Annotated in this window: 25 protein-coding genes, 1 tRNA gene and 1 pseudogene; 1 reads left to right on the plus strand and 26 read right to left on the minus strand. The window is 68.4% G+C overall.

Features of this window, described 5'->3' with window-relative positions:
- Nucleotides 1-30 precede the first annotated feature (30 nt).
- From H570_RS0110925 to tolB, 8 genes and pseudogenes are all read right to left on the minus strand, one after another.
- Nucleotides 31-321, minus strand: coding sequence for a hypothetical protein (locus H570_RS0110925; RefSeq protein ID WP_027080768.1), 291 nt, complete (start codon nucleotides 319-321; stop codon nucleotides 31-33).
- Nucleotides 322-789: 468 nt separating this feature from the next.
- Nucleotides 790-1,162: pseudogene (locus tag H570_RS17275) on the minus strand (efflux RND transporter permease subunit); the annotation flags it as partial.
- Between the two features lie 751 nt (nucleotides 1,163-1,913).
- A tRNA-Lys gene (locus H570_RS0110940) sits at nucleotides 1,914-1,989 on the minus strand.
- Between the two features lie 57 nt (nucleotides 1,990-2,046).
- The gene (gene queC, locus H570_RS0110945) at nucleotides 2,047-2,730 is read right to left on the minus strand and encodes a 7-cyano-7-deazaguanine synthase QueC (protein ID WP_027080770.1); all 684 of its coding nucleotides are present in this window, start codon (nucleotides 2,728-2,730) and stop codon (nucleotides 2,047-2,049) included.
- Between the two features lie 241 nt (nucleotides 2,731-2,971).
- Nucleotides 2,972-3,658 (minus strand): 7-carboxy-7-deazaguanine synthase QueE, encoded by a 687-nt coding sequence (gene queE, locus H570_RS0110950; RefSeq protein ID WP_027080771.1) that lies wholly within the window; start codon nucleotides 3,656-3,658, stop codon nucleotides 2,972-2,974.
- Between the two features lie 106 nt (nucleotides 3,659-3,764).
- Complete coding sequence (ybgF, locus tag H570_RS0110955) at nucleotides 3,765-4,595, minus strand: tol-pal system protein YbgF (RefSeq protein ID WP_027080772.1); 831 nt, start codon at nucleotides 4,593-4,595, stop codon at nucleotides 3,765-3,767.
- Between the two features lie 105 nt (nucleotides 4,596-4,700).
- Nucleotides 4,701-5,216, minus strand: a complete 516-nt coding sequence (gene pal / locus H570_RS0110960) for a peptidoglycan-associated lipoprotein Pal (protein ID WP_027080773.1) — start codon at nucleotides 5,214-5,216, stop codon at nucleotides 4,701-4,703.
- 78 nt (nucleotides 5,217-5,294) lie between these two features.
- A complete protein-coding gene (gene tolB / locus H570_RS0110965; protein WP_027080774.1) occupies nucleotides 5,295-6,623 on the minus strand; it encodes a Tol-Pal system beta propeller repeat protein TolB in 1,329 nt (442 codons plus the stop codon).
- 233 nt (nucleotides 6,624-6,856) lie between these two features.
- Here tolB and H570_RS19130 point away from each other — a divergent pair, with 233 nt between their 5' ends.
- Nucleotides 6,857-7,006 (plus strand): hypothetical protein, encoded by a 150-nt coding sequence (locus tag H570_RS19130; RefSeq protein ID WP_169447767.1) that lies wholly within the window; start codon nucleotides 6,857-6,859, stop codon nucleotides 7,004-7,006.
- Nucleotides 7,007-7,279: 273 nt separating this feature from the next.
- Here H570_RS19130 and tolA read toward each other — a convergent pair whose 3' ends face one another.
- From tolA to H570_RS0111065, 18 genes are all read right to left on the minus strand, one after another.
- A complete protein-coding gene (tolA, locus tag H570_RS0110975) occupies nucleotides 7,280-8,236 on the minus strand; it encodes a cell envelope integrity protein TolA (RefSeq protein WP_027080775.1) in 957 nt (318 codons plus the stop codon).
- On the minus strand, nucleotides 8,236-8,679 hold the full coding sequence (gene tolR, locus H570_RS0110980; protein WP_027080776.1) for a protein TolR: 444 nt from the start codon (nucleotides 8,677-8,679) through the stop codon (nucleotides 8,236-8,238). The genes tolA and tolR overlap by 1 nt, the downstream gene beginning before the upstream one ends.
- An 85-nt stretch (nucleotides 8,680-8,764) precedes the next feature.
- Nucleotides 8,765-9,565 carry a protein TolQ gene (gene tolQ / locus H570_RS0110985; protein WP_027080777.1) on the minus strand — a complete coding sequence of 267 codons (801 nt, stop codon included), beginning with the start codon at nucleotides 9,563-9,565 and terminating at the stop codon, nucleotides 8,765-8,767.
- 130 nt (nucleotides 9,566-9,695) lie between these two features.
- Nucleotides 9,696-10,148, minus strand: coding sequence for a tol-pal system-associated acyl-CoA thioesterase (gene ybgC, locus H570_RS0110990; RefSeq protein ID WP_027080778.1), 453 nt, complete (start codon nucleotides 10,146-10,148; stop codon nucleotides 9,696-9,698).
- Nucleotides 10,145-11,215 (minus strand): Holliday junction branch migration DNA helicase RuvB, encoded by a 1,071-nt coding sequence (gene ruvB / locus H570_RS0110995; RefSeq protein ID WP_027080779.1) that lies wholly within the window; start codon nucleotides 11,213-11,215, stop codon nucleotides 10,145-10,147. Before ruvB ends, ybgC begins: the two co-directional genes overlap by 4 nt.
- Before the next feature lie 112 nt (nucleotides 11,216-11,327).
- Entirely contained in the window at nucleotides 11,328-12,320 is a 993-nt protein-coding gene (locus H570_RS0111000) for an LLM class flavin-dependent oxidoreductase (RefSeq protein ID WP_027080780.1), read from the minus strand.
- A gap of 623 nt (nucleotides 12,321-12,943) precedes the next feature.
- Nucleotides 12,944-14,848 (minus strand): potassium transporter Kup, encoded by a 1,905-nt coding sequence (locus tag H570_RS0111010; RefSeq protein ID WP_051176321.1) that lies wholly within the window; start codon nucleotides 14,846-14,848, stop codon nucleotides 12,944-12,946.
- Between the two features lie 139 nt (nucleotides 14,849-14,987).
- A complete protein-coding gene (ruvA, locus tag H570_RS0111015) occupies nucleotides 14,988-15,593 on the minus strand; it encodes a Holliday junction branch migration protein RuvA (protein WP_027080782.1) in 606 nt (201 codons plus the stop codon).
- A 127-nt stretch (nucleotides 15,594-15,720) separates the two neighbouring features.
- A complete protein-coding gene (gene ruvC, locus H570_RS0111020; RefSeq protein WP_051176322.1) occupies nucleotides 15,721-16,278 on the minus strand; it encodes a crossover junction endodeoxyribonuclease RuvC in 558 nt (185 codons plus the stop codon).
- A gap of 101 nt (nucleotides 16,279-16,379) precedes the next feature.
- Nucleotides 16,380-17,111, minus strand: coding sequence for a YebC/PmpR family DNA-binding transcriptional regulator (locus H570_RS0111025; RefSeq protein WP_027080784.1), 732 nt, complete (start codon nucleotides 17,109-17,111; stop codon nucleotides 16,380-16,382).
- A 137-nt stretch (nucleotides 17,112-17,248) separates the two neighbouring features.
- The gene (locus H570_RS0111030; RefSeq protein ID WP_425411563.1) at nucleotides 17,249-17,959 is read right to left on the minus strand and encodes an esterase/lipase family protein; all 711 of its coding nucleotides are present in this window, start codon (nucleotides 17,957-17,959) and stop codon (nucleotides 17,249-17,251) included.
- Nucleotides 17,922-18,233: an I78 family peptidase inhibitor gene (locus H570_RS0111035; protein WP_051176408.1), complete on the minus strand. Its 312-nt coding sequence runs from the start codon at nucleotides 18,231-18,233 to the stop codon at nucleotides 17,922-17,924. Before H570_RS0111035 ends, H570_RS0111030 begins: the two co-directional genes overlap by 38 nt.
- A 33-nt stretch (nucleotides 18,234-18,266) precedes the next feature.
- Nucleotides 18,267-18,809: a GNAT family N-acetyltransferase gene (locus H570_RS0111040; RefSeq protein WP_036135998.1), complete on the minus strand. Its 543-nt coding sequence runs from the start codon at nucleotides 18,807-18,809 to the stop codon at nucleotides 18,267-18,269.
- Between the two features lie 92 nt (nucleotides 18,810-18,901).
- Nucleotides 18,902-20,665, minus strand: coding sequence for an aspartate--tRNA ligase (gene aspS / locus H570_RS0111045; protein WP_027080788.1), 1,764 nt, complete (start codon nucleotides 20,663-20,665; stop codon nucleotides 18,902-18,904).
- Between the two features lie 157 nt (nucleotides 20,666-20,822).
- Complete coding sequence (locus H570_RS0111050) at nucleotides 20,823-21,134, minus strand: FmdB family zinc ribbon protein (protein WP_027080789.1); 312 nt, start codon at nucleotides 21,132-21,134, stop codon at nucleotides 20,823-20,825.
- 155 nt (nucleotides 21,135-21,289) lie between these two features.
- Nucleotides 21,290-21,949 (minus strand): hypothetical protein, encoded by a 660-nt coding sequence (locus tag H570_RS0111055; RefSeq protein WP_027080790.1) that lies wholly within the window; start codon nucleotides 21,947-21,949, stop codon nucleotides 21,290-21,292.
- Nucleotides 21,950-21,998: 49 nt separating this feature from the next.
- Complete coding sequence (locus H570_RS17285; protein ID WP_084500090.1) at nucleotides 21,999-23,246, minus strand: cation:proton antiporter; 1,248 nt, start codon at nucleotides 23,244-23,246, stop codon at nucleotides 21,999-22,001.
- A 100-nt stretch (nucleotides 23,247-23,346) separates the two neighbouring features.
- Entirely contained in the window at nucleotides 23,347-25,329 is a 1,983-nt protein-coding gene (locus tag H570_RS0111065) for an ABC-F family ATP-binding cassette domain-containing protein (protein ID WP_027080791.1), read from the minus strand.
- Nucleotides 25,330-25,470 lie beyond the last annotated feature (141 nt).

The raw sequence follows: 25,470 nt of genomic DNA on the forward strand, positions 1-25,470 counted from the left end.
CCGGCGACAGGCCGGGCCGCGACGCGGCGGCTACGTGCAGAAGACGTCGTTGTCGGACGCCAGCCCCTGTGCGCGCTGTTCGCCAGCCCATTCCAGGACCAGGTCCATGACCAGCCCGGTCTCGACGAGGTTGGCCTGGAATGCGCGTTCAAGCTGCTCGCGCGACAGCGGACGGGTCGCGGCCTCACCTGCCTGCGTGGCCATGGCAGCCGCGAGATCGGCGATGCACGCCGCGAACTGCCGCTTCTGCGCAAGCTGGTTGAAGAATCCCGTGGAAAGTGCCGTTGCTTTCATATCCTGTTCCTCGTGCTGCGTGGGCATGTCGCGTTTCGGCAGATTGCGCTGGACGCGTGCATCTGCGGCGAGCCGATGCCACCACCGACATCGCGGGCCACCCGGTGCCCCTCGAATTGTTGCCCATCCAACATGCGGCTTGCGTGAGCGCATGTGGATTCCAGCCCTCATGCATCCGGGCGGCGCCCGCCGTGGCTCGCGAGACGAGGTGCACGCGCAGCGCGCACACGAACAGGACATGCCGTGGCGCCGCGGCCTTCCACGCGCCACGCGAAGCAGCGCCGCCCGTCTGAGGCCCGGTTCGCAGGATGAGCCGCTCCTGACGGCGGGATCGGCGGTGCCCGACATGGACGTTGCGCACTTTTCGATGACAATCGAGGTCAGAACGAGACGATAATTGTCATTACACGGCAAAATGCTGCGGTGCGGCGAACTCGTGCCGATGCGTCACCGGCCCGCATGGCCCGCGGACCGGCCCGACCTTCCTTGCGCGGATCAGCGCGCCGCCGTTCCCTGCCCCGTCGTGGCGTCCTCGCGATGCAGCCAGCGGTACAGCGCCGGCAACACCAGCAGCGTGAGCAGGGTCGATGACACGATGCCGCCAATCACCACCGTCGCCAGCGGCCGCTGCACTTCCGAGCCGGTGCCGACGTTGAACGCCATCGGCAGGAAGCCCAGCGAGGCCACCAGCGCGGTCATCAGCACCGGACGCAGGCGGCCAAGCGCGCCCTCCACGATGGCCTCGTCCAGCGGCGCACCCTGTTCGCGCAACGTGCGGATGAAGGCGATCATGACCAGGCCGTTGAGCACCGCCACGCCCCGACAGCGCGATGAGACCCACGCCCGCGGTGATCGGCAGCGGAATTCCCGCGCCAGCGCCTGGCAATCGGGCACCACTGCCAGCAGCGGCAGACCCGAAACCTGCCTGGCCGACAGCGCCTTCCGCCCCGAGGACGACGATTTCCAGGCAATGACCGTCCACTGCTTCATTGCCAGGGCGGTTGGGGGCGATTCCGCGTCCCAGCCGCCTCTTCCAGCCTTTCAGCTCCTTGCGCCACTGGTGCTGCTCCAGTGGTGAGCAACGGAGCCTGATGCGTCAGGCTTTTCGCTTCATCCTTGAGCAATGAAGCCTCACGCGCCAGCCTTTTCGTCTCGTCAACGAGGCGCGCTGCCTCACCCGTGAGACTTTTTCATTCAACCGTTAGTCCTCGAGCCTCATGCGCGAGACTTTTCTGCTCATCGGCGAGTCCCGGAGTCTAGTGGGTGAGAGTTTTTGTTTCGTTCGTGAGTCCCGGAACCTCATGCGTGAGGCTTTTTGTCTCGTTCGCGAGTCCCGGAACCTCATGCGCGAGGCTTGCTTGCTGATCCGTGAGTCCCGGAGCCTCATGCGCGAGACTTGCTGGCCCAGCGGAGACTCCTGGAGACTCGTTCATGAGTCTCTTTTTCTGCCTGGTGAGTTCCAGAGTCTCATCCGCCCGGGCTTCGCCCGGTCGGTGGCCGTCGTATCGTCTCTCCCGGGCCGGTTCTGGTCCGCGCTCCGACAGTTCAATGCAGCCGATCAACCAGGCCGATCCGCTTCGCGGGTCGCCTTGTTCCAGGGCGGGGACGGGAGGCGCATGTGGTGGGCCGTGATGGATTCGAACCATCGACCAGCGGATTAAAAGTCCGATGCTCTACCGACTGAGCTAACGGCCCACGAGGCCGCGCAGGTCGCGCGGGGCGGCAATTCTACCGCACCGCTGGCGCCCTGCCCTACCCGGCGTAGCGCGTGGGATCGGCTGTTCCCGCGGCTGAGAAGCCCTCGGCGCGCAGGCGGCAGGCATCGCAGTGGCCGCAGGCGCGGCCTTGTGCATCGGCCTGGTAGCAGGAGACGGTCTGCGCGAAATCCACGCCCAGGCGCAGGCCTTCGCGGACGATGTCGGCCTTGCTCATCCGCTGCAACGGTGCATGGACGCGGATGCCCGCGCCTTCGACGCCGGCCTTGGTGGCGAGGTTGGCCAGGCGCTCGAACGCCTCGATGAATTCCGGCCGGCAATCCGGGTAGCCCGAATAATCGACCGCATTGACGCCGCAGAAGATGTCGGCCGCGCCCAGCACTTCGGCCCAGCCCAGCGCCACCGACAGCATGATGGTGTTGCGCGCGGGCACGTAGGTGACCGGGATGGCGGGCGCATCGGCGTCCTGGTCCGCATCCAGCGGCACGTCGATGTCGGCCGTGAGCGCGGAGCCGCCGATCGTGCGCAGGTCGACGCCGACGGTCTTGTGCTCCACCGCCCCGAGCGCGGCGGCCACGCGGGCGGCGGCGTCCAGCTCGGAAGTGTGGCGCTGGCCGTAGGAAACGCTGAGCGCATGCACGGCGAACCCCTGCTCGCGTGCGATGGCAACGACGACGGCGGAATCCATGCCACCGGACACAAGGACGACTGCTTTTTTCATGGGGGATTGAAGATCGGGAATCGGGAATCGGGAATCGGGAATCGGGAAAGAGCATGCAGCGACGGATGGTCGTTGTCATTCCGGGCACAGCCAGAGCGAGGGGCCATGCGTGGCCCTCCTGCGGCAACGACCTCGCGCAGCACCCGGGACGACAACCTGGAGTGGCTTCACCCGCTTCGACGCGCCGGGCTCGGGCAGGGCGGGCCATTCAGTCGCGCGCTGTCCCGCCCACGCCGCCGAATCAGCGCCCGGGCTCGTCATCCCACAGCAGCTTGTGCAACTGCATCTGGAACTTCACCGGCAGGCGGTCGGCGACGATCCAGTCGGCCAGTTCGCGCGGGGCGAGTTCGGACTTGCTCGGCGAGAACAGCACGTCGCAGCGCTTGTCGAGGCCTTGCCCGGCGACCACGTCGCGCGCCCATTCGTAATCGGCGCGACCGCAGAGCACGAACTTGACCTGGTCGTGCGAGGTCAGCAGCGGGAGGTTCTCCCAGCGGTTGCGCTCGACCTCGCGCGAACCCGGCGTCTTGATGTCCAGCACGCGCGACACGCGCGGGTCGACTTCGGAAATGTCGATCGCGCCCGAAGTCTCCAGCGACACCACGTAGCCGGCGTCACACAGCCGCCGCAGCAGGACGATGCATCGCTTCTGCGACAGCGGTTCGCCGCCGGTCACGCAGACGTGGCGCACGCCGTGGCGCGCGACCTCGGCGAGGATGGCGTCGATCTCGCGCCACTGCCCGCCGTGGAAGGCGTAGGCGGTGTCGCAATACTGGCAGCGCAGTGGGCAGCCGGTCAGGCGCACGAACACGGTCGGCCAGCCGGCATCGCGGGCCTCGCCCTGCAGCGACAGGAAGATCTCGGTGATGCGCAGCCGGTCCGCCGATGCGGCGGCGGCCGCGTCATTGGCAGCGGAAGCGGCGTTCATGGATGGATTGTAGGGCCTGCCCCGGACGCGATCCGGGGCGGTCGCGGGCCGGGACTGCATCCCCGGCACCCGTGGATTCAAGAACCGTCGCGGGCGTAGCCCCGACCTACTGCACCTGCGACAGCTGGATCGCGCGCAGCCGGTCATCGGCGGTGCGCGCCGCGTCGGTGCCGGGATAGCGCGTCGACACTTCGGACAGTGTCCTTTCGGCGTCGCCGAGCTGCTTCTGCCCGTACTGCGACAGGCCCACCTTCAGCAACGCGCCCGGCGCCTTGTCATGAGTGGGATAACGGTCGATCAGCGCCTGGAACTGCTGCTGCGCCAGGGCGTAGTTCTGGGTGACGTAGTAGCTCTCGCCGAGCCAGTAGTAAGCGTTCGGCGCATAGGCGCCGTTGGGGTAGGCCTGCAGGAAATCGTGGAACAGCTGCGCCGATTCCGCGTAGCGGCCGGACTTGAGCGCGTCGAACGCCACCGCGTAGGCACCGCGCTCGTCGGCGGTCCGCGCCATTGCGCCCGGGTCGCCGTAGACCGCGGGCGCGGCTTCCGGCGCCGCGCCGGCGATCGGTGCATTGGCGGACTTGGCCGGCGCCGCGGCGGCGGGGACGGAACTGGGATCGAGCGTCGGCGCGGGCGCCCCGCTTTCCAGCCGGTTCAGGCGGCCGTCGAGATCGAGGTACTGCGCGCGATTGGTCGATTCGAGCTGCTCGTTCTGGCGCTGCAGCTCTTCGAGCTGCGAGCGCATCGCCTGCAGCTCGCTCTTGATCTGGGTGACCTGGTTGAGCAGGTCCACGTTGCCCTGGTTGTTGGCCGCCTGCTGCTCGAGCGAAGCCACCCGGTCGGCGAGGCTGGCGCGCTGCGCGAATGCGGGCGTCGCGGCAACGATGGCCGCGACTGCGGCAGCGAGGGCGAAACTGCGGAGAGTCCTGGTCGAATGCATGGTCATGGCCGGAATGCTTCTGGTTCGGTGAACTTCTGGTGCTGTAAAGACAATCGGCAGCTGACGGGGTTCCCGCCAGCTGCCGACGTCGGTTACGCAGGGTGCTTACTTCGCGGTGTAGACGATCTCGACGCGACGGTTCTTGGCCCAGCAATCCTCGTTCGAGTCGGTGCAGGTCGGGCGCTCTTCGCCGTAGCTGACCACCGTGATCTGGGCGCCGGAGCCGCCGTTGGCCTGCAGCGCCGACGACACCGAGTTGGCACGGCGCTCGCCGAGGCCGAGGTTGTAGTCACGGCTGCCGCGCTCGTCGGCGTTGCCTTCCAGGGTCATGCGCGAGGACGGACGGTCACGCAGGTACTTGGCGTGGCAGGCCATCGCGGCCTGGAATTCCGGACGCAGCGCGTCCTGGTCCAGGTCGAAGTACACCACGCGCTGGCGCAGGCAGGCATCGGTGTCGAGGTCGCCCGGGCCGTAGGCGCCCGGCGTGGTCGGCCCGGTCTGGTCGACGACACCGGTGCTCGGGCCGGTGTCGGCCGGCGGCACTTCCTTGACCTTCTTGGAGCAGGCAACGGCTGCGGTGCAAAGCACGGCCGTCAACAACACGCGGGTAATGGTATTCATCTCGTCGAATCCTTAGCGTTGAAGGGGTGTTGCGGAAACGTCGGAAAAAGCTTGGGCGTCAGGGTGGTGCAGGACACGTCAGCGCTGGGCGCGGAACGGGCCCCATGCCGGCTCGCGGACGTCGCCGTCGGCGAGGACCAGGCGCTGGCGGACGCGGCCGTCTGCCGAAACGGCATACAGCACGCCCCGCCGTCCCTCGCGGGCCGCATAGAGCACCATGCTGGCGTTCGGGGCGAAGCTCGGCGATTCGTCAAGTGACCCCGGCGACAGCGTGGACCAGCGCGGCGACCCCAGGCTGCGATCCAGCAATGCAATACGGTACACGTTGCCACTGCCTTGTGCCACGGCGATCTTCTTGTCGTCGAACGAAACCGTGGGGCTGGCGTTGTAACGGCCCTGGAACGTCACCCGCGTGGCGCTGCCGCCGCTGGCCGGAACCTGGTAGATCTGCGGCTGGCCGCCGCGGTCGGAAGTGAAATACAGACTGCTGCCGTCGGCGCTCCAGGTCGGTTCGGTGTCGATGCCGAACTGGTTGGTGATCTGGGTCAGCGCCTTGCTGCCCAGGTCCATGACGTAGATTTCCGGGTTGCCGCTGCGCGACAGGGTCAACGCCAGCCGGCGGCCGTCGGGCGAGAACGCCGGCGAACTGTTGATGCCGCGGAAGCTGGCGATCAGCTCGCGGCTGCCGGTGGTGATGTCCTGGATGTAGATCGAGGAATTGCCCCGCTCGAAACTCACGTAGGCCAGCTTGCGGCCGTCCGGGCTCCACGACGGCGACAGCAGCGGCTCGGGCGAGCGCACCACGGTCTGCGGGTTGTAGCCGTCCGAATCGGCGACCATCAGCGCGTAGCGCGCGCCCTTGCCGGTGCCGGTCACGGTGATGTAGGCGATCCGGGTCCAGAACGCACCGCGCACGCCGAGGATCTTTTCGTAGATGGCGTCGGCCATCTGGTGCGCGACGTCGCGCAGCGCGCTCGAGCGCGCGGTCATCGCGAAGCCGAGCAGGCGTTCCTGCTTGGCCACGTCGAACAGTTCGTACTCGACCCGGTAGCTGCCCGCGCCGGCATCGAGCACGTGGCCGACCACGATGAAGTCCTGCTTGAGCAGGCGCCAGGTCGGGAACTGGATCTCGCTGCCGCGGGTGGGCTTTTCCACCATGTCCGCCGCCGGCAGGGTGCGGAACTGGCCCGATCGGGCCAAGTCTGCGCCGACCACCGCAGCCACGTCGGTTTCCGGCGCAGCGCCGCCGCCCTGGTAAGGCATCGGCACCACCGTGATCGGCAGCGCCGAAGCGTTGCCACCGACGATGTCGATCTCCAGGCCCCGCTCCTGCGACAAGGCCGCCAGCGGCAGCAGGAAGGCGAACATCGCGACGAAGGCGGCGAAAAGGCGCGGGGATGCTTTCATGGGCAGGCCGAGTCCGGGAAAACTGAATGTTGGCAGGGTCTGTGTGAACGGCGTCTCAAAGCTGAATGCGGGCTTGCTCGGATGGTCTTGACGACGCGGATTTGCGTGTCTGTTGCCGTTGGCGAAGCCGTCGCCAAGCGTGCGACCGGCGCCCACCACAGTGCGAAAGCCTGCCCGCGACGCAGCCGGAACTTCTGCAAGCGCCATCGGCCACAAGCGTCAACATCACCCGAATGCGACAGCAAAGCCCGCAATTGAATTCGCTCCCGCAGTTGCTGGTGCTGGTGCTGGTGCTGGTGCTGGTGCTGGTTCTGGTTCTGGCGCTGGTGCTGGTGTTGGTGCTTGTCCCGGCGTTGGTGCCGTACCGGTGTTGGCGCTGTTGACCTTGATCTCCGGGGCCCCTCCGAAGCGGCGGAGGGGGCGGGCCAAACCCCGCAGGGGCGCCGCACATGGATGTGCGGCGTTTTCGGCTGGGGCAGGAGGCCCCATCCGAAAATTCCCCCCGGCTCCGCGAACCCGGCGCATCGCGCCGGGCGCGCAGGCGGGGTGTGTTTCTTTGGGTCACGTTTCTTTGCACAAGCAAAGAAAGGTGACTCGCGCCGACACGGCGCGAAGGCTTTTGATCTTGCAGGCGCGGAACCTTTGTTCTCCGCCAATTACCGATCCTGCGCCTCGAAGTTGAGAATCAGGTTGCGCTGGAACACCGATTCAAAGCCGGCGTACGGCAATGGCTTGGCCTTGAGCACCGCGGCCTCGACCGAACGGCGCCCGAGTTCGTCGTACGGGCACGACGGATCGACCTTGGCGCTCATCACGTCGCCGCCGGGCAGCTGGGTGATGTAGATGCGGCAGCGCTGGCCCTGCGGCACGTTCTCGGGCCGGGTCCAGTTGCGCAGCACCGCTTCCTGGATCGCTGCGGCATACCGTGCCTGCAAGCCTGCATCCACGCCGTTGTTCCCGGGCGGCGGCGGCGCGCTGGCGGCGGCGTCGGAGGCCTGCCTGGCCCGCGCATCGGCGATCTGCTTGAGCTTCTGTTCGGCCAGCTTGGCCTCCCGCTCGGCCTTGGCTCGCTCGGCCTGGATTTTCTTCAGCTTCTGGTCGCGCTGCTGCTCGGCGAGGCGGAACTTGCGTTCGGCCTCCTCCTGCTGCTTGCGTTCGGTCAGGTCGACCTGCTCCTGGCGGCGCTTTTCTTCCTGCTCGCGTTCGCGGGTCTCGGCGGAAATGGCGTTGCGGTCGACCTTTTCCTGCTCGACCGGGGCCGGCTCGGGCACGAACTCCTGCGCTTCCTGCTGCCTGGGCACCGGCGATTCCTGCGGCTGCGGTTCGGGAAGCGGCTGCGGCAGCGGCGCGGCGTCTTCCTGGACTTCCTGCGGCGGCACGGGTTCGGGCTCGGGTGCCGGCAGCGGCTCGGCTTCCCGCGCCAGCGCGCGGCGCATCTGCGTGGACAGCTCGCTGGTGTCGACCATCTCCGCACTGATCGGCGAACCGGCGGCTGCGATCGGCGCGGCGTCGCGCGTCCACCACAGGCCGACGAACATCAACGCGAACAGGAACGCGTGCAGCGCGATCGCCAGCACCACGGCCTGGGTCGAGTCGGCGCGCGTTTCCCGCATTACCTGGCGCTCTGGTGCTGCGGGTCGCTCATCAACCCGACCTTCTGGACCCCTGCGCGCTGCAGCAGCACCATCGCGTCCATCACTTTCTGGTAGTTGGCGCTGCCATCGCCGGCCACGAAGATCGCCTGCTTCGGGTTCTGGTTGACGATCCCGCGCACCCGCGCCTCCAGCTCGTCGGCGCCGATCGCCTGCGGGCGGTCGTTGCCGGGAAGGACCAGCGCGTAGGCACCGGCTGCGTCGACCTGCACCACCATCGGATCCTTGTCCTGCTCGAGCGACTTCGCATTCGACTCGGGCAACTCGACGTCCACGCCCAGGTTCATCAGCGGCGCGGTCACCATGAAGATGATCAGCAGTACCAGCATCACGTCGATGTAGGGCACGACGTTGATGTCGGCCTTGAGCTTGTGCTTGCGGATGCGGCGGCCGTTGGCGGTCATGGCCATGTGGGGTTCACCTCGATGTCATGTGCGATGCGGGCCGGCATGCACGAACGCGCGACGGCCGGCGACGGGGTTGGGCCGCTCACTCGTCGAGATGGGACTGGCGCTGCAGGATCGAGGAGAACTCCTCGGCGAAGGCGTCGTAGCGGGTGGCGATGCGCTCGACCTTGGTGGCGAAGCGGTTGTAGGCCCACACCGCCGGGATCGCCGCGAACAGGCCCATCGCGGTGGCGATCAGCGCCTCGGAGATGCCGGGCGCGACACTGGCGATGGTCGCTTCCTTGACGTTGGCCAGCCCCTGGAACGAAATCATGATGCCCCACACCGTGCCGAACAGGCCGACGTAGGGACTGATCGAACCGACGTTGGCGAGGAACTCGAGGTTGCGCTCCAGCCCGTCGAGCTCGCGCGAGGTGGTCACGCGCATTGCGCGCTGCGCGCCTTCGAGCTGGATCCGGCTGTCGACGCCGCGGCGCTCACGGATGCGGTTGAACTCGCGGAAGCCGCTTTCGAAGATCGCCTCCAGCCCGCCTGAGTCGCGACCGCGGCCCTGCGCGCCGGCATACAGCTTGGACAGCTCGGCGCCCGACCAGAAGCGCTCCTCGAAGCGGTCGCTCTCGTCCTCGGCGCGGCTGAGCAGGCTGCGCTTGCGGAAGATGATCACCCACGACGCGATCGAGGCAACCAGCAGCAGGACCATCACGAACTGAACGGGAATCGAAGCGTGCAGGATCAGCTGCACGATGTCGAGGTGGTTGCCCGCCGCCGCGGCCGCTCCGCCGGCCACGCCCGGATCGGCCGCCAGTTCCGCCGCGGTGGTCGCGGCTTCTTCCGGCAAGGGTTCGACCGAGGTCGCCTGCAGCAGTGCGGATAGGGGCGTCATGGATGGGCTCCGGTGTCTGGATAAGGTCTGGCGATGGCTTTGGTGCGCGCTTCGGCGATGGCGGCCACCGCGGTGGCGCAGCCGGTGCCTCGCATGCCGCACGGCGTGCGACGGGTCGAACGTGGACTGGTCACTGCGCGCCTTGTTCGATGGATCCGAGTTCTTCGTACAGCGTTTCGGGGATGCCGCGCGGGCGGAAGCCGTCGGCGTCCAGCGCCGCGACCTTCACTTCCGCGTCCAGCAGCAGCCTGCCGTCGCAGCGGATGCCCTGCGCGATCACCAGGCTCGCGTGGCGGCGCTGGCGCAGCACGACCGACACGTCCAGCGCGTCGTCGAGCCGCGCCGGCGCGCGGAAATCGATCCGCATCGACCGCACCGCGAACACCAGGCCATGCTCGACCCGCAGCAATTCCTGCCCGTAACCGCGCGCGCGCAGCCATTCGGTCCGCGCGCGCTCGAGGAACGCCAGGTACTGCGCGTGGTAGACCACGCCACCGGCGTCGGTATCTTCCCAATAGACCCGTGTCGGCCAACTGAACGGGAGTCGGGATTGGGGAGTCGGGATTCGGGATTCGGAAATCAAGGGCGCCCGCTCTCGGGATCGTCGGCTTCGAAGAGCGGTTGCGAATCCCCGATCCCCAGTCCCGAATCCCCCCTCGGCCGCAGGCCGAAGTGCCGGTAGGCCTTGTGCGAGGCCATCCGCCCGCGCGCGGTGCGCACCAGGAACCCCTGCTGGATCAGGTACGGCTCGATCACGTCCTCGAGCGTGCCACGCTCCTCGCTCAGCGCCGCGGCCAGCGACTCCACGCCGACCGGGCCGCCGTCGAAGTTCTCGATGATCAGGTTGAGCAGGCGCCGGTCGAGGTCGTCGAAACCTTCGGGATCCACCTTCAGCATCTGCATCGCCGCGTTGGCCACGTCATGGTCGATGCGCCCGCCCGCGCGCACCTGGGCATAGTCACGCACGCGGCGCAGCAGGCGGTTGGCGATGCGCGGGGTGCCGCGCGAACGGCGCGCGATCTCGCCGGCACCCTCGGCGACGCAGTCGATCCCGAGGATCTGCGCCGAGCGCTTCACGATCCGGGTCAGTTCCTGCGCGCTGTAGAACTCCAGCCGCTGGACGATGCCGAAGCGGTCGCGCAGCGGCGCGGTCAGCAGGCCGGCGCGGGTGGTGGCGCCGATCAGGGTGAACGGCGGCAGGTCGATCTTGATCGAACGCGCGGCCGGGCCTTCGCCGATCATGATGTCGAGCTGGAAATCCTCCATCGCCGGGTACAGCACTTCCTCCACGACCGGCGAAAGGCGATGGATCTCGTCGATGAACAGCACGTCGTGCGGCTGCAGGTTGGTCAGCAGCGCGGCCAGGTCGCCGGCCTTCTCGATCACCGGGCCGGAAGTCACGCGCAGGTTGACGCCCAGCTCGTTGGCGATGACGTGGCTGAGCGTGGTCTTGCCCAGCCCGGGCGGCCCGAAGATCAGCACGTGGTCCAGCGATTCGCCGCGATGCTTCGCGGCCTCGATGTAGATCGACAGCTGTTCGCGCACCGGCTGCTGGCCGAGGTACTCGTCCAGCCGCCTGGGCCGGATGCTGGCCTCGATGGCCTCGTCCTCGCGCGTGGCGTCGGCGGCGATGATGCGGTCTTCGGTCATGCGCCTATATTCGCATGCCGCGCAGGCCGGGCGCCTCCATGCAGGAGTGCCCCATGGGCGCGACGGGCCTTCACGGCAATGCCCATCGCGCCCATGGGGCGCTCCTACCCGGTCAGGCGGAGATACCCCTGCAGGCGTCCGCGGCCACCGCGAACGAGTGCTTGCGCGCGGCGTGGTCGAAAATGTTGGCGGTCAGCAGCAGTTCGTCCGGGCGATGGCGTTCGATGAAGGCGGCGATACCGGCGCCCACTTCGGACTGGCTGCCCAGCACGGTGCACGCCAGCGCCTGCTCGACCATCGCCTTCTCCGCCGGGCTCCAGAACGCCTCGATGTCGTCGACCGGCGGCGGCACCAGCCCGGGCTGGCCGCGGCGCAGGCGCACGAAGCTCTGCTGCTGGGTGGTGAACAGGCGCCTGGCCTCGGCCGCGCTTTCGGCACCGACCACGTTGAGCGCCAGCATCGCGTGCGGCTTCGCCAGCCGCTTCGACGGCCTGAAGTCCTGCCGGTACAGCGCCAGCGCCTGCTCCATCGCCGCCGGCGCGAAGTGCGAGGCGAACGCGAACGGCAGCCCCATCGCCGCGGCCAGCTGCGCGCTGAACAGGCTCGACCCGAGCAGCCACACCGGCACCTCGATGCCGGCGCCGGGCACGGCCTGCACGGGCTGCCCCGGACGCACGGGTTCGAAGTAGCGCAGCAACTCGGCCACGTCCTGCGGGAACGCATCAGCGCCGTCGAAGTAGCGCCGCAGCGCGCGCGTGGTGGCCTGGTCGGTGCCCGGCGCACGACCGAGGCCCAGGTCGATGCGATCGGGATACAGCGATGCCAGCGTGCCGAACTGCTCGGCCACCTGCAGCGGTGCGTGGTTGGGCAGCATCACCCCGCCCGCGCCCACGCGGATCGTCGAAGTGCCACCTGCGACATGCCCGATCAGCACCGCGGTCGCCGCGCTGGCGATGCCGGGCATGTTGTGGTGTTCGGCCAGCCAGTAGCGGTGGTAGCCGAGGGCTTCCGCGTGGCGCGCGAGGTCAAGCGTGTTGGCGAACGCTTCGCGCGGCGTGCTGCCTTCGGTGACGGGGGCGAGGTCGAGGATCGAATACGGAATCATCGCGGGGCTCCGGCGGGGACGTGCTCGATATCGGGACGACCGAGGTGTTTTGCCATCCCCGCGAACATGGACTTTCGCTTATGCCGGCCTGCGACCCGCACGCAGTGTCCGCCCTGATCCTGATCTTGGTATTAGGGCAACGCAGAGTAAGTGTCCTCATCCCCACGAAGGCGGGGATCCAGTGACTCCAGATTCTTGAATAGCAAGGTCACTGGATTCCCGCCTTCGCGGGAATGAAGAGCAAAAGCGAATTGATCAGCGTTTGTCTTAGGTTTTGACTTTGACCTTCTGAGAAACACACCGTCTCACCCTTGTCGGCAAACCCGAAGGGCGCCGCACATGGATGTGCGGCGTTTTTCTATGAGGCAGGATGCCGATTAGAAAAATCCCTGCGTCAACGAATCGCCTGGAGAGCTCCGTACGGGGAAGCGTTTTTCTTTGCTTCCGTTTCTTTTGACGCTTATCAAAAGAAATGAAGCCGCCGAAGGCGGAAGCTTCTGACTTTCGCACTTCTTGCGGCTTGCGTTTTCAACTCACGGGAAAGCAACGTCCATGGATTCCCGCGTGACCAGACATGCGTCTGTTGAAAGCCACGGGGATGACGAACCGTTCAGAGGCTGCCCCTAAATCTCGACCTGCGCCCCCAGCTCCACCAGCCGGTTGCCCGGGATCCGGAAGAATCCCGTCGCCGGCGCCGCGTTGCGGTGCATGAAGGCGAACAGGCGGTCGCGCCAGATCGGCATGCCGCGGCGGCGGCTGGCAACGACGGTCTCGTGGCTCGCGAAATAGGTGGTTTCCATCGGGTCGAAATGGATGCCTCCCTGGTCGCACGAGCGCATCAGCGCCAGCGGCACGTCCGGGGTCTCCATGAAGCCGAAGCGGATCAGCACGCGGTAGAAATCATCGCCGATCGATTCGAGCTGCAACCTCGTTCCCGCCGGCGCGTAGGGCACGGTCAGCGTCTCCACGGTCAGGAAGACGTTGCGCTCGTGCAGCACCTTGTTGTGCTTGAGGTTGTGCAGCAGGCCGTGCGGGACGACGCCCGGGTCCGCGGTCAGGAAGATCGCGGTGCCCGGCACGCGCACCGGCGGGGCAAGCATCAGGCCCGGCAGGAAGGTGTCGAGCTGGATGCCTTCCTTGCGCACCTCTTCGTGCAGCAGCTCGCGGCCCCGGCGCCAGGTGCGCAGCAGGGTGAACACGCACAGGCCCAGCACCACCGGGAACCACGCGCCGTCGAAGAACTTCGCGCCGTTTGCGATCACGAAGCCCACGTCGACCACGAAGAACAGCACGCACAGCGGCAGCACCCACTTGCGCCCGCGCGGCCACAGGGCGCGCGCCACCAGCGCCAGCAGCAGCGTGTCGATCAGCATCGTGGCCGACACCGAGATGCCGTAGGCCGATGCCAGCGCGGTGGAACTCTGGAACATCAGCACCACCGTCAGCACCGCCACCATCAGGGTCCAGTTGATGTAGGGGATGTAGATCTGGCCGATGGTGTCGCTGGACGTATGCTTGACCTGCATCCGCGGGATGTAGCCGAGCTGCATCGCCTGGCGCGCCACCGAATAGGATCCGGTGATGACCGACTGCGACGCGATGATCGCCGCCATGGTCGCCAGCGCGATCATCGGGTACAGCGCCCACTGCGGTACGGCCTCGTAGAACGGATTCTCCACCGCGGCTGGATGGCTGAGCACGAACGCGCCCTGCCCGAGGTAGTTGAGCATCAGCGCCGGCAGCACCATCCCGTACCACCCGTAGCGGATCGGGCGCACGCCGAAGTGCCCCATGTCGGCGTACAGCGCCTCGCCACCGGTGACCGCGAGCACCACCGCGCCGAGGATGAACAGCGAATGCCAGCCGTGGGTGATGAAGAACTTCGCCGCCCACCACGGGTTGAGCGCCTTGAGCACTTCCGGGGCATCGATGATGTTGTGGATCCCGATCGCGGCCAGCGCGATGAACCAGAGCATCGTGATCGGCCCGAACACCCGCCCCACTTTCGCGGTGCCGAAGCGCTGGGCGAGGAACACCAGCACCAGGATCACCACCGCGATGGGCACGATGAAGCGATCCAGCGCGGGCGCTGCGACCTCCAGGCCCTCGACCGCGCCCAGCACGGTGATCGCAGGGGTGATCACGCCATCGCCGAAGAACAGCGACGCGCCGAAGATGCCGAGGATGCCGACGATGTACGCCGAGCGCCCGCCCTTGGCCAGCGTGCGCTGGGCAAGCGCCATCAGCGCCATGATCCCGCCCTCGCCCTCGTTGTCGGCGCGCATGATGATGCTGACGTACTTGAGCGTCACCACGATCATCAGCGCCCAGAACACCAGCGACAGGATGCCCAGGATGGTGTCGTGGTTGCCGGTCAGGCCGAAGTGCGGCGAGAACGCTTCCTTCAGCGTGTACAGCGGGCTGGTGCCGATGTCGCCGAAGACCACGCCGAGCGCGCCGACGACAAGTCCGGGCAGGCCGACCTTGCCGTGTCCGCCGCTGGCCGCGGCGCCTGCGTCAGCACGCATTGTTGATCTTCCCAGGTGCGTTCGCGGGACGGACGGCCCGACCCGCGGCCGCGCCGGAATCATGGCGGCTGGTTGCCGGGATACGATTCCCGGGGCGCCGGTGATAGCTCATCGTGACCTCATTTCATCGCGGCGCAGTTCAACGCAGCGCGGACTGTAGCGCCTTGCGGATGATGGTTTCGGCAACGTCGCCCTCGGCGAATGCCTGTTTGGCCATGCGCTGCGCCTCGGCCGGCTTGTAGCCAAGCTGCTGCAGGGCGACGGTGGCTTCCGAAAGCGGATCGTTGGCGGCGCCGTGCCCCACCCCTTCCATGCCCGCGCCCGCGACGCCGACCGGATACATCTGCGCCATGCGCTCGCGCAGCTCCACGATGATCCGCTCGGCGGTCTTCTTGCCGATGCCCGGGATACGGGTCAGCGCGGCAACGTCGCCGGCCTGCACCATGCGCGCGAATTCGTCGACCCCGGCACCCGACAGCACCGCCAGCGCGATCTTCGCGCCGATGCCGCTGACCCGCTGCACGTCGCGGAACAGGCGCCGTTCGGGCTCGCCCAGGAAGCCGTACAGCGAGACGCTGTCCTCCTTCTGCGCGTAGTGGGTGAACAGCGACACCTCGCTGCCCACGGCGGGCAGGTCGTAGAACGTGCTCATCGGCGCTTCGAGCTCGTAGCCCACGCCGTGCACGTCGACCACCAGCCACGGCGGCTGCTTGTGGACGAGGATGCCCTTGAGGCGGCCGATCATCGCGCACGCTCCGCGTACACGGAATGGGGATCGGGGATCGGGGACTGGGGAAAGCAGGGTTCGTTGGCGCTGCCGACTTGACTGCCTTTCCGAATCCCGACTCCCGGATCCCGGATCCCGGCCCCCGTCACTTGCGGCTCCACGCTTCGCGCGTGCCCATGCCCAGGCGCTGCGCACTGGCGCGCACGTGGGCATGGGTGATGGCCACCGCCAGTGCATCGGCGGCGTCGGCCTGCAGCTTGCCTTTGAGGTTGAGCATGATCCCCACCATGTGTTGTACCTGCACCTTGTCCGCGCCGCCCTTGCCGACCAGCGCGAGCTTGATCTCGCGCGCCGCGTACTCGTGCACCGGCAGATCATGCATCACTACCGCGCACAGTGCCGCGCCGCGCGCCTGGCCGAGCTTGAGCGCCGAGTCCGGGTTGCGCGCCATGAACACCTGTTCCACGGCCGCTTCATCGGGCCGGTACTCGGCGATGATCGCGCCCAGGCCGTCGAGCAGGCGCTTGAGCCGCTGCGCGAAACCGCCCTCGCCCAGCAGCACCAGCGGCGCGTGGAACACGTGCGTGGCGCGACCGGCCGCATCCACGTCGATGATGCCCACGCCGGTGCGCTGCGAGCCGGGGTCGATGCCGAGGATGCGGGTGGAGCCGGCGACCGGGAACCGGGAATCGGGATTCGACAAGGCTCAGCAGCCTCCGCGCGGATCGTGCGCCAGCGCCAGGCGCCGGGCGCCGGCACGGCGACGACGGCAACCGCGGCGCGCGCGCATTTCCGGCCCGGGGTTCACGTGTACGCGTCCTTGCCGAGTTCGGCGTTGCTGTAGACGTTCTGCACGTCATCCAGGTCCTCGATCCAGTCGAGCAGCTTGACAACCTGCTGCGCGGTCTCGCCTTCGACGGCGACGTCGTTGTCCGCGCGGTACGTGATTTCGGCGTCGTCCGGCGCGGCGCCCGCGGCGTTCATCGCGTCGCGCACCGCTTCGAACGACTCCACCGAGGTCAGCACGTCGATCGCGCCGTCTTCCGGATACACCAACACGTCGTCGGCGCCGGCCTCGATCGCGGCGTCGGTGATCTTTTCCTCGTCCGCGCCGGCAGCGAAGCGCAGCACGCCCATGCGCTTGAACATGAAGGCCACGGAACCCTCGGTGCCGAGGTTGCCGCCGAACTTGCCGAACGCGTGGCGCACGTCGGCCACGGTGCGCACCTTGTTGTCGGTGAGGCAGTCGACGATCACCGCCACCCCGCCGGGCGCATAGCCTTCGTAGCGGATTTCCTCGTACGACACGCCTTCCAGTTCGCCGGTGGCCTTCTTGATCGCGCGCTCGATCACGTCCTTGGACATGTTGTTCGACAGGCCCTTGTCGATCGCGGTGCGCAGGCGCGGATTGGTCGCCGGATCGCCGCCACCGGCGCGGGCGGCCACGCCGATCTCGCGGATGATCTTGGTGAAGATCTTGCCGCGCTTGGCGTCGGAGGCGTTCTTGCGTGCTTCGATGGATGGGCCGCGACCCATGGCAAACCCCCGGCCTTGCGTGGAAAGCCGGCGATTTTACTGGAATCGGGCCCTCATCACCCACAGGCGCGGCGGAAGCAGCGAGCCGTTCATGGCGGCCTGGCGACGTGCCGAAGGGCTCGCGGCTTCCGCCGCTCCTACGAGGGCTCGTTGATGTGGCGGAAGTGGCCGTCGTGCAGGAACGCGACCGTCTGCGTGATCGCCTCGGCCGAGAACAGCAGGCCACTGTGGCTGGCCGCAACCACCACGTGGTCGGCCAGCTGCGGGCTGCGGGTTTCGGCGACCGATACGCTGCCGTCGTTGTCACCCTCGAATTGCGCCAGCAGGCCGCCGAGCCCATGCGGCAGGCGGCCGGCGACCATGCCGATCTCGTGGCCGGGCGGCCAGGTCATGCAGCCGTTGCGCAGGAGGTCGGCGCTGCGCCCCAGCCAAAGCGCCGCCAGCGGCCAGCGCGCCAGGTTCGCCGCGGCGCTGCTGCCGCACAGCGGCACGCCCAGGCACACCATCCGGCGTACCGGCAGGTCGGGCTCGGCCGCCATTGCCTGCAGCGCCACCAGGCCGCCGAGGCTGTGGGCGACGATGTCGGCTTCCTCGCCCGCCCGCAGTTGCTCGACCAGTCGCGGCACTGCCTCGTCCGGCCCGCCGACGATGCTGTGGTAGCCGAAGGTTTCCGGCACATGGCCCGCCGCGCGCAGGCGGGTGCCAAGCCATTGCATGGTCGCGCCGACCATCCAGATGCCGTGCAGCAGGACCACGCGTCGTACAGGCGCGCCCGGGTCCACGGAATGCGGCGAAGACGACACGCCGCGGTCAGCCGCAGTCGATTCCGGTAATGGCGTTGTCGCCATCGATATGGACGTTGATGCGATCGCGCCGGTAGTCGCGCGTCACCGCCTGGCCGGGTGCGATCGGCCGGATCAGGCCGCTGCCGCTCTCGCGCCAGACCCGCGCCATGACCGCCTCGGTGGCTTCCTGCCCGATCGCCCAGTCCACGCCTTCGACCTTGCAGGTGCCATCACCGGCGATGGCCGGGCCACCACTGGCCGGTTGCAGCGATTGCGGCGGTGCGCAGGCCACCAGCAGCAGGCCCAGGCAGGTGACGGACAGGATGCGGAAGGACATGGAATGCAGGCCGGTTTGCATGGGAAACGCAGTCTAGCAGCGCGGGGCCGGCGCGCCGGCGGCGCGGCGCAGGATGAACTCGCGGTCGCGCACGCGCCCCACCGGGAACTCGTACTCGCCGGCCTTCACGAATCCATGCCGTGCATAGAAACGCTGCGCGCCCAGGTTCTCGGACCACACGCCGATCCAAAGCGTGCGCGGGCCATCGCGCAGCAGCCAGTCGAGCGCGGTGGCAAACAGCTTCCCGCCCATGCCACCGTTCTGGTGCGCCTTGAGCACGTACAGGCGCTTGAGTTCGCCGTCGCCGGGCGCGACGTCCGGATGCGGCAGCCCGCACGGGCCGGCGGCGGCATGGCCGACCGCAACGCCATCGCGTTCGAGCAGCCACACCGCATAGTCCGGATGCGCGAGGATCGTGCGCTGCTTGTCCACCGCATAGGCATCGGCGAGGAAGGCCTGCAGGTCCTCGGCCGGATACAGGTGGCCGAAGGTTTCGACGAAGGTGCGGGCGGCCAGTTGCGACAGCGTGGGCGCATCGTCGGGCGTGGCGCGGCGGATGGTGGAGGAACTCGGCATGGCACGAATTGTAGGAGCGGCGGAAGCCGCGAGCTTTTGCTCTTTGTTCACCGAAAAGTTCGCGGCTTCCGCCGCTCCTACACGAGAGGGTGTCAGCCGGCTGCCTTCGGCCGCACCGCCACGTGCACCTCGGCCAGCTGCCGGTCGGGGATCGGCGACGGCGCGCCGGTCATCAGGCACTGCGCGGTGGTGGTCTTGGGGAAGGCGATCACGTCGCGGATCGACTCGGTGCCGGCCATCAGCGCGGCGATGCGGTCGATGCCGAAGGCGATGCCGCCGTGCGGCGGCGCGCCGTACCTGAGCGCGTCGAGCAGGAAGCCGAACTTGGCCTCTGCCTCCTCGGCGCCGATGCCGAGCAGTTCGAACACCGCGCTCTGCATCGAGGAACGGTGGATGCGGATCGAACCGCCGCCGATCTCGTTGCCGTTGAGCACCATGTCGTAGCCGCGGCTCACCGCGTTCTTCGCGTTCGCACGAAGGTCGGCCTCGTCGTCGACCGCCGGCGCGGTGAAGGGATGGTGCAGCGCGACGTAGCGGTTTTCCTCGTCGTCCCACTCGAACATCGGGAAGTCGGTGACCCACAGCGGCTTCCAGGTGTCGGCGATCATGCCGAAGTCCCTGCCTGCCTTGAGCCGCACCGCGCCCATGAATTCGCTGACCGTGCGATACACGCCGGCGCCGAAGAACACCATGTCGCCGTTGCCGGCGACGACCGCCTGCAACAGCGCGGCGAACGCGGCCTCGTCGAAGAACTTGGCGATCGGCGAACTGACCGCCCCGGCCTCGTCGATCTTCGCGTAGGCCAGGCCCTTGGACCCGTATTTCGCGGCGTGGGCGGCGTACTCGTCGATCTGCTTGCGCGACAGCGACGCGCCGCCCGGGATGCGCAGCGCGGCGACGCGGCCGCCGTCGGCACTGGCCCAGTCGGTGAACACCTTGAACTGGCTGTCCTTCACCAGGTCGGCGACGTCCACCAGCTCCAGATCGAAGCGCAGGTCCGGCTTGTCCGAGCCGTAGCGGCGCATCGCTTCGGCATACGTCATGCGCGGGAACTCGCCCAGCTCCACGTCCATCACCTCGCGGAACACCTCGCGGATCATCGCCTCGGTGGTGTCCTGCACGGTCTTTTCGTCGACCCATGCGAATTCCATGTCGAGCTGGGTGAACTCGAGCTGGCGGTCGGCGCGCAGCGCCTCGTCGCGGAAGCATCGCGCGATTTGATAATAGCGATCGAAGCCGGCCACCATCAGGATCTGCTTGAACAGCTGCGGCGACTGCGGCAGCGCGTAGAACTCGCCCGGGTGCATGCGCGCGGGCACCAGGAAATCGCGCGCGCCCTCGGGCGTGGCCTTGGTCAGGATCGGGGTTTCGATGTCCTGGAAGCCGCGCGCGTCGAGCCAGCGCCGCAGCGCCTGCACCAGCCTGATGCGGGTGCGCATCATCCGCTGCATCTTCGGCGTGCGCAGGTCGAGGTAGCGGTACTTGAGGCGGATGTCCTCGCCGGCGTTCTCGTGGGCGTGGAACGGCAGCGGCTCGGCCTTGTTGAGCACTTCGATCGCGGTCGCGACCACTTCCACCTGGCCGGTGCGGATCTTGTTGTTGACGCTCTCGCGACGGCGCACCGTGCCGGTCACGCGCAGGCAGTCCTCGTAGCCCACCTTCGCCGCGGTCGCGATCACGGCCGCGTTGCCCGCGGCGTCGCCCGGCTCGGCCACCACCTGCACGATGCCCTCGTGGTCGCGCAGGTCGATGAAGCACAGGCCGCCGAGGTCGCGGGCGACGTCGGCCCAGCCGCACAGGGTGACGGTCCGGCCGATCAGCGACTCGTCGATCAGGCCGCAAAAATGGGTACGCATGGGGGCTCCAGGAATGGCGAACCGGCGACCTGGCGCCGCCGGCGATCATGCCGGCGGTTTGCCGGAATACGCCATTTTAACGGTTGCCGCGTCCCACTGTTTGGGTGCGCGACGGCTGCCGCGCGTAGTTCGGGACGCACCGAGGCGCCCGCGGCGTTCAGCCGCCGCTGGCCGCCGGCTTCGCTTCGGGCCTGGCCGGCGTCGCGGCCTCCTTCGCCGGCTTGGCCGGCTCGGCCTTGGCGGCGCCCTCCCCGCCTTCGACCAGGTTGCGCTTCTTGTCGCTGCCCTTCTTGAAGTCGGTCTCGTACCAGCCGCTGCCCGCCAGGCGGAACGCCGGCGCGGTGACCTGGCGATGCACGTCGCCGGCCGCTCCGCACGACGGGCAGGTGTCGGGGTCGGGATCGGACATCTTCTGCAGGCGGTCGAAGTCGTGGCCGCAAGCGGCGCAGCGGTAAGCGTAGATCGGCATGGTGGACGTACGGCGCGTGTCTGGATGCGCGCCAGTCTGGGGCCTGGGCGCCGGATTTCAAGCGTGCGACGTGTCGTCGGCACTCGTTCTACGGGTCCGTGCGCCGTCAAGCCACGCCCTGCCGTCCCCGGTTCGATCGCCCGCGTCGCGCTGGCCTACGTTTCGCTGCCCCAAGGCGGTGGCGGCGGTTCGACCGGACGCGAGAGGTCGAACTCGACCTGGAACAGCCGCCCGCCGGGGCGCGAGAGTTCGTAGAGGAAGCGCTTGCCCGGCTCGACTTCCATCGCCCAGGTGTTGGCCACCGATGCCGCCGATCCTTCACGCTCGAACAGGGCAATCGACTCGGCATCCACCGGGAACGCCTGCCGCGCCGCCGTGCCGGGCGCAACGCTGTCGCCGCCGTACATCGTCAGCACGTCGTCGCTGCCGTCCTCGTGGCGATGGTCGTGCTTCAGGCGCAGGCCGCCGGCGGTACGCGTGACCACCCAGGTACGGGAGCGGTCGTCGCCGACGTGGAACGGAATGCGCAGCTCGCGCGTCGGTTCTTCGCAGCCGCGCACATGCATCACCAGTGGCTTGCCGGCGAACGCGTCGGGCGCGGGCGACGCCGGCTCGTCGGCGACGATGCGCCCGGCGAATGCCAGCCCGCAATGGCTGGCGAGCGCGGCGAGGAAGGCATCCGCCGGGGCGGCCTCCACTTCGGCAGCCGCGGCCGTCGCGGCGGCTTCGGGCTTGCCTTGGGTGGAACACGCTGCGAACGGCAGCAGGGCTGCGACGGCAAGTGCGGTGAACGTCGGGCGGTTCGGCATTCTCATGCAGCCAAGCTAACCGACCGCGGCCCCCGGTCACAATCTCCCGCCGTTCTCAGGCGCCCTGCGGCGCGTCCGCCTCGACCGCACCGCGCGGGCTGCTTCCGCCCTGCTCCACGATCCGGTTGGCCGTGGCGGCCTTGTCCTCGGGATGCAGGTAGCCTCCGTCGACCGGATCGACATCGAACGGCATCCTCAGCAGCAGCGACGGCAACAGCGTGTTCAAGGTCGTGTAGAGCACCAGCGCGCCGGACAGCGCGGCGGAAATACCGAAGCGGCTGTGCAGGATCTCCACCAGCACCAGGGTGAACACCAGCGTCGGCGTGAGCGCGATCGAGACCCGCAGGGTGCTGTGCCTGCGCTCGCCGCGGAACAGCACCCGCCGCTGCAGCCAGACCGTCGCCACCCGCAGCGGAACGATCACCGCGGTGATCAGCAGTCCCATCCCCAGCGCCTCCCAGCTCAGCGCCTCGCGCGAGACCAGGGTGCCGGCGTGGAAGAAGTAGAACGGCACGAAGAACGTCGCGAACAGCCGCAGCGCGTGGATGTTGTCGTTCGACGCCAGCCGCGGCATGCGGATGCGCAGCAGGCGCGCGATCAGGCCGGCGACGAAGGCGCCGACCAGGTAGTACACGCCCAGCTTGTAGGTGATGTAGGCGGCCACCATGCCGACCATGACCAGCAGCGAGAACTCCGAGCCCGGCGCATGCGGGACGATCCAGCGCCCCAGCGCGATGAACGCCAGCGGCAGGCCGACCAGCATCGCCGCCATCGCCACGCTCGACACCCCCAGCTGCGCCGGATCTCCTGCCTGCAGCACCACGAACAGCGCCGCCAGCGCCAGCAGTTCGCCGGCGATCGCCTTGCTGGTCACCCAGAAGCGCTCTTCCTCGTCGAGCCCGAGCCGCTCGAGCGTGTCGAGGATGAAGCCGGTGGACGGCGTCAGCAGGGCAAGCGCCAGCAGCCCCGCCGCCTGCCATCCCAGGTCGAGATAGCGCCACGCCAGCCAAGCCACGCCGCACAGCATCGCCACGCGGATCGCCAGGTGCGCGAGCAGTGGCCAGAGCCCGCGGCGCAGCGCCCGCAGGTCGACCTCCAGCCCGGCGAACAGGAACAGCGACGAGATCCCGAGCGTCGACAGCAGCGCCACCACCGGATCGTGGGTCTTCGCGCCCCACGCCAGCATCGCGCCGATGCCGAAGACCAGGCAGGTGATCGGTGCCGGAATATTGAAGCGCTGCAGCGCGCGCGGGATCACCAGCAAGCCCAGGATCAACAGCAGGTAGATCAGTTCGCGGTTCATGCGCCTTCCGTGTGCGGGCGCCGGCCTGTATCGCCGCCGCGTCGGGCCAGCGGGCGATTATCGCGGTGCGATGTGTGCGCACCGAGAAGACGGCGCGCGATCACGCCGCGTCGTAGAGCGCCAGCAGCTCGGCTTCGGCGGCTTCCATCTGCGCGCGCAACCCGGCCTGGCGCACGCCCAGCTCGGCGACGCGCTTGCCGCCGTCGGCGTAGGCGCCGGGGTCGGCGAGGCTTGATTCAACCTCGGCAAGCTGCGCCGCCAGCGCCTCGACCCGCGACTCGGCCTGGGCCAGCTTGTGCGGATTGACCTTCGCCGGCCTGGTGGTTTTTGCCGGCGTGCCTGCGGAGATCGCGCCGCCGGGCTTCGCGGATGCGGCACCGGCATTCGACGACGAGCGCGACTCGCCCGAACGCGAGCGCAGCCACGCGGCGTACTCGTCGAGGTCGCCGTCGAAAGGTTCGACCACGCCGTCGTGCACGCGCCAGAAAGTGTCGCTGACCAGTCCGATCAGATGGCGGTCGTGCGAGACCAGCACGATCGCGCCGTCGAAGTCGGAGAGCGCCTCGGCCAGCGCCTCGCGCATGTCCAGGTCGAGGTGGTTGGTGGGTTCGTCGAGCAGCAGCACGTTGGGCTGCTTCCACGCGATCAGCGCCAGCGCCAGGCGCGCGCGCTCGCCGCCGGAGAACCCGTCGATGCTTTCGAAGGCGCGGTCGCCGGGGAAGTTCCACTTGCCGAGGAAATCGCGGAAGGCCTGCGTGGACGCGTCCGGCGACAGCTCGCGCAGGTGGTCGATCGGCGAGGTGCCGGCGCGCAGCGCTTCCACCGTGTGCTGGGCGAAGTAGCCGATGCGCAGGTCCGGGTGCGCGTAGCGCTCGCCCGCGATCGGTTCGAGTTCGCCCACCAGCGTCTTGACCAGGGTCGACTTGCCCGCGCCGTTGGCACCGAGCAGGCCGATGCGGTCGCCGGCTTCGAGGCCGAAGCCCACGTTGGTGAGGATGGTGGTGCTCTTGGCTCCCTCCCCTTCAAGGGGAGGGTTGGGGAGGGGATGGGTTTCCCCCACGCGGCGAGCAACCCCATCCCCACCCTGCCCTCCCCTTGAAGGGGAGGGTTCGAATGCGTAGCCGCAATCGGCGTGGTTCAACCGCAACAGCGCATGCGGCAACCGCAGCGGCGCCGGGAACTCGATCCGCATCTCGCGCTCGGCGCGCACCGCTTCGGTGCCGGCCAGCTTGGCCAGCCGCTTCATCCGCGATTGCGCCTGCTTGGCCTTGCTCGCCTTGGCCTTGAACCGGTCGATGAAGCTCTGCAGGTGCGCGCGCTCGGCCTGTTCCTTGTCGTGCGCGATCTGCTGCTGGCGCAGCTGTTCGGCGCGCTGGCGCTCGAACGCGGTGTAGTCGCCGACGTACAGCTTCGCCCCGCCGCCCTGCAGGTGCAGGGTGTGGGTACTGACGTTGTCGAGGAACTCGCGGTCGTGGCTGATCAGCAGCAGCGTGCCCGGATACTTGAGCAGCCATTGCTCGAGCCACAGCACGGCGTCGAGGTCGAGGTGGTTGGTGGGCTCGTCGAGCAGCAGCAGGTCGCTGGGCGTCATCAGCGCGCGCGCCAGGTTCAGGCGCACGCGCCAGCCGCCGGAGAACGTCGCCACCGCGCACTGCTGCTGGTCGGCCGAAAAGCCCAGCCCGTGCAGCAGCTTGCCGGCGCGCGCGGCGCCGTCGTAGCCGTTCACTTCCTCCAGCCGGTGGTGGGCGTTGGCCACCGCTTCCCAGTCTTCCGCCGCGAGCGCGTCGGCCTCGGCCTTGAGCGCGGCCGCCAGCGCGGCATCGCCGCCGATCACGAAGTCGAGCGCGGCGTCCGGCAGCGACGGCATTTCCTGCGCGATGCTGGCGATGCGCACCCGGTTGGGCACGTCGATATCGCCGCGGTCGGCCTCGACCTCACCGCGGATCGCCGCGAACAGGCTCGACTTGCCGGTGCCGTTGCGGCCGACCACGCCGACGCGCCAGCCGGCGTGCAGGGCGAGGTCGACGTCGGAGAGCAGCAGGCGCTCGCCGCGCCGCAGCGCGAAATTCTTGAAGGCGATCATGGGGCGCGCATTCTACAGGCGCAGTGCCCCGCGACCGCACGCATGGCGACGGGAGCGGGTCCAGCCGCGAGCGTTTCGTCGCCGACGGACAGGCGCAGGCCGCCTCACGCCAAGCGCAAACGGGAACCGGCCTTCCATTGC

The organism is Luteimonas mephitis DSM 12574 (genome assembly GCF_000422305.1).
Classification (GTDB): Bacteria; Pseudomonadota; Gammaproteobacteria; order Xanthomonadales; family Xanthomonadaceae; genus Luteimonas; species Luteimonas mephitis.

Bases quoted from the DNA above. Each gene is read 5' to 3' on its own strand.
- H570_RS0111010 (WP_051176321.1), bottom strand. From the start codon at position 14,848: ATGCGTGCTGACGCAGGCGCCGCGGCCAGCGGCGGACACGGCAAGGTC.
- aspS (WP_027080788.1), bottom strand. From the start codon at position 20,665: ATGCGTACCCATTTTTGCGGCCTGATCGACGAGTCGCTGATCGGCCGG.
- tolQ (WP_027080777.1), bottom strand. From the start codon at position 9,565: ATGACGCCCCTATCCGCACTGCTGCAGGCGACCTCGGTCGAACCCTTG.
- H570_RS0110925 (WP_027080768.1), bottom strand. From the start codon at position 321: ATGCCCACGCAGCACGAGGAACAGGATATGAAAGCAACGGCACTTTCC.
- ruvA (WP_027080782.1), bottom strand. From the start codon at position 15,593: ATGATCGGCCGCCTCAAGGGCATCCTCGTCCACAAGCAGCCGCCGTGG.
- H570_RS19130 (WP_169447767.1), top strand. From the start codon at position 6,857: ATGCGACAGCAAAGCCCGCAATTGAATTCGCTCCCGCAGTTGCTGGTG.
- H570_RS0111000 (WP_027080780.1), bottom strand. From the start codon at position 12,320: ATGATTCCGTATTCGATCCTCGACCTCGCCCCCGTCACCGAAGGCAGC.
- H570_RS17285 (WP_084500090.1), bottom strand. From the start codon at position 23,246: ATGAACCGCGAACTGATCTACCTGCTGTTGATCCTGGGCTTGCTGGTG.
- H570_RS0111050 (WP_027080789.1), bottom strand. From the start codon at position 21,134: ATGCCGATCTACGCTTACCGCTGCGCCGCTTGCGGCCACGACTTCGAC.
- pal (WP_027080773.1), bottom strand. From the start codon at position 5,216: ATGAATACCATTACCCGCGTGTTGTTGACGGCCGTGCTTTGCACCGCA.
- tolB (WP_027080774.1), bottom strand. From the start codon at position 6,623: ATGAAAGCATCCCCGCGCCTTTTCGCCGCCTTCGTCGCGATGTTCGCC.
- queC (WP_027080770.1), bottom strand. From the start codon at position 2,730: ATGAAAAAAGCAGTCGTCCTTGTGTCCGGTGGCATGGATTCCGCCGTC.
- H570_RS0111040 (WP_036135998.1), bottom strand. From the start codon at position 18,809: ATGCCGAGTTCCTCCACCATCCGCCGCGCCACGCCCGACGATGCGCCC.
- H570_RS0111035 (WP_051176408.1), bottom strand. From the start codon at position 18,233: ATGTCCTTCCGCATCCTGTCCGTCACCTGCCTGGGCCTGCTGCTGGTG.
- H570_RS0111025 (WP_027080784.1), bottom strand. From the start codon at position 17,111: ATGGGTCGCGGCCCATCCATCGAAGCACGCAAGAACGCCTCCGACGCC.
- H570_RS0111030 (WP_425411563.1), bottom strand. From the start codon at position 17,959: ATGGCGACAACGCCATTACCGGAATCGACTGCGGCTGACCGCGGCGTG.
- tolR (WP_027080776.1), bottom strand. From the start codon at position 8,679: ATGACCGCCAACGGCCGCCGCATCCGCAAGCACAAGCTCAAGGCCGAC.
- ruvB (WP_027080779.1), bottom strand. From the start codon at position 11,215: ATGACCGAAGACCGCATCATCGCCGCCGACGCCACGCGCGAGGACGAG.
- H570_RS0111055 (WP_027080790.1), bottom strand. From the start codon at position 21,949: ATGAGAATGCCGAACCGCCCGACGTTCACCGCACTTGCCGTCGCAGCC.
- ybgF (WP_027080772.1), bottom strand. From the start codon at position 4,595: ATGCATTCGACCAGGACTCTCCGCAGTTTCGCCCTCGCTGCCGCAGTC.
- tolA (WP_027080775.1), bottom strand. From the start codon at position 8,236: ATGCGGGAAACGCGCGCCGACTCGACCCAGGCCGTGGTGCTGGCGATC.
- H570_RS0111065 (WP_027080791.1), bottom strand. From the start codon at position 25,329: ATGATCGCCTTCAAGAATTTCGCGCTGCGGCGCGGCGAGCGCCTGCTG.
- queE (WP_027080771.1), bottom strand. From the start codon at position 3,658: ATGAACGCCGCTTCCGCTGCCAATGACGCGGCCGCCGCCGCATCGGCG.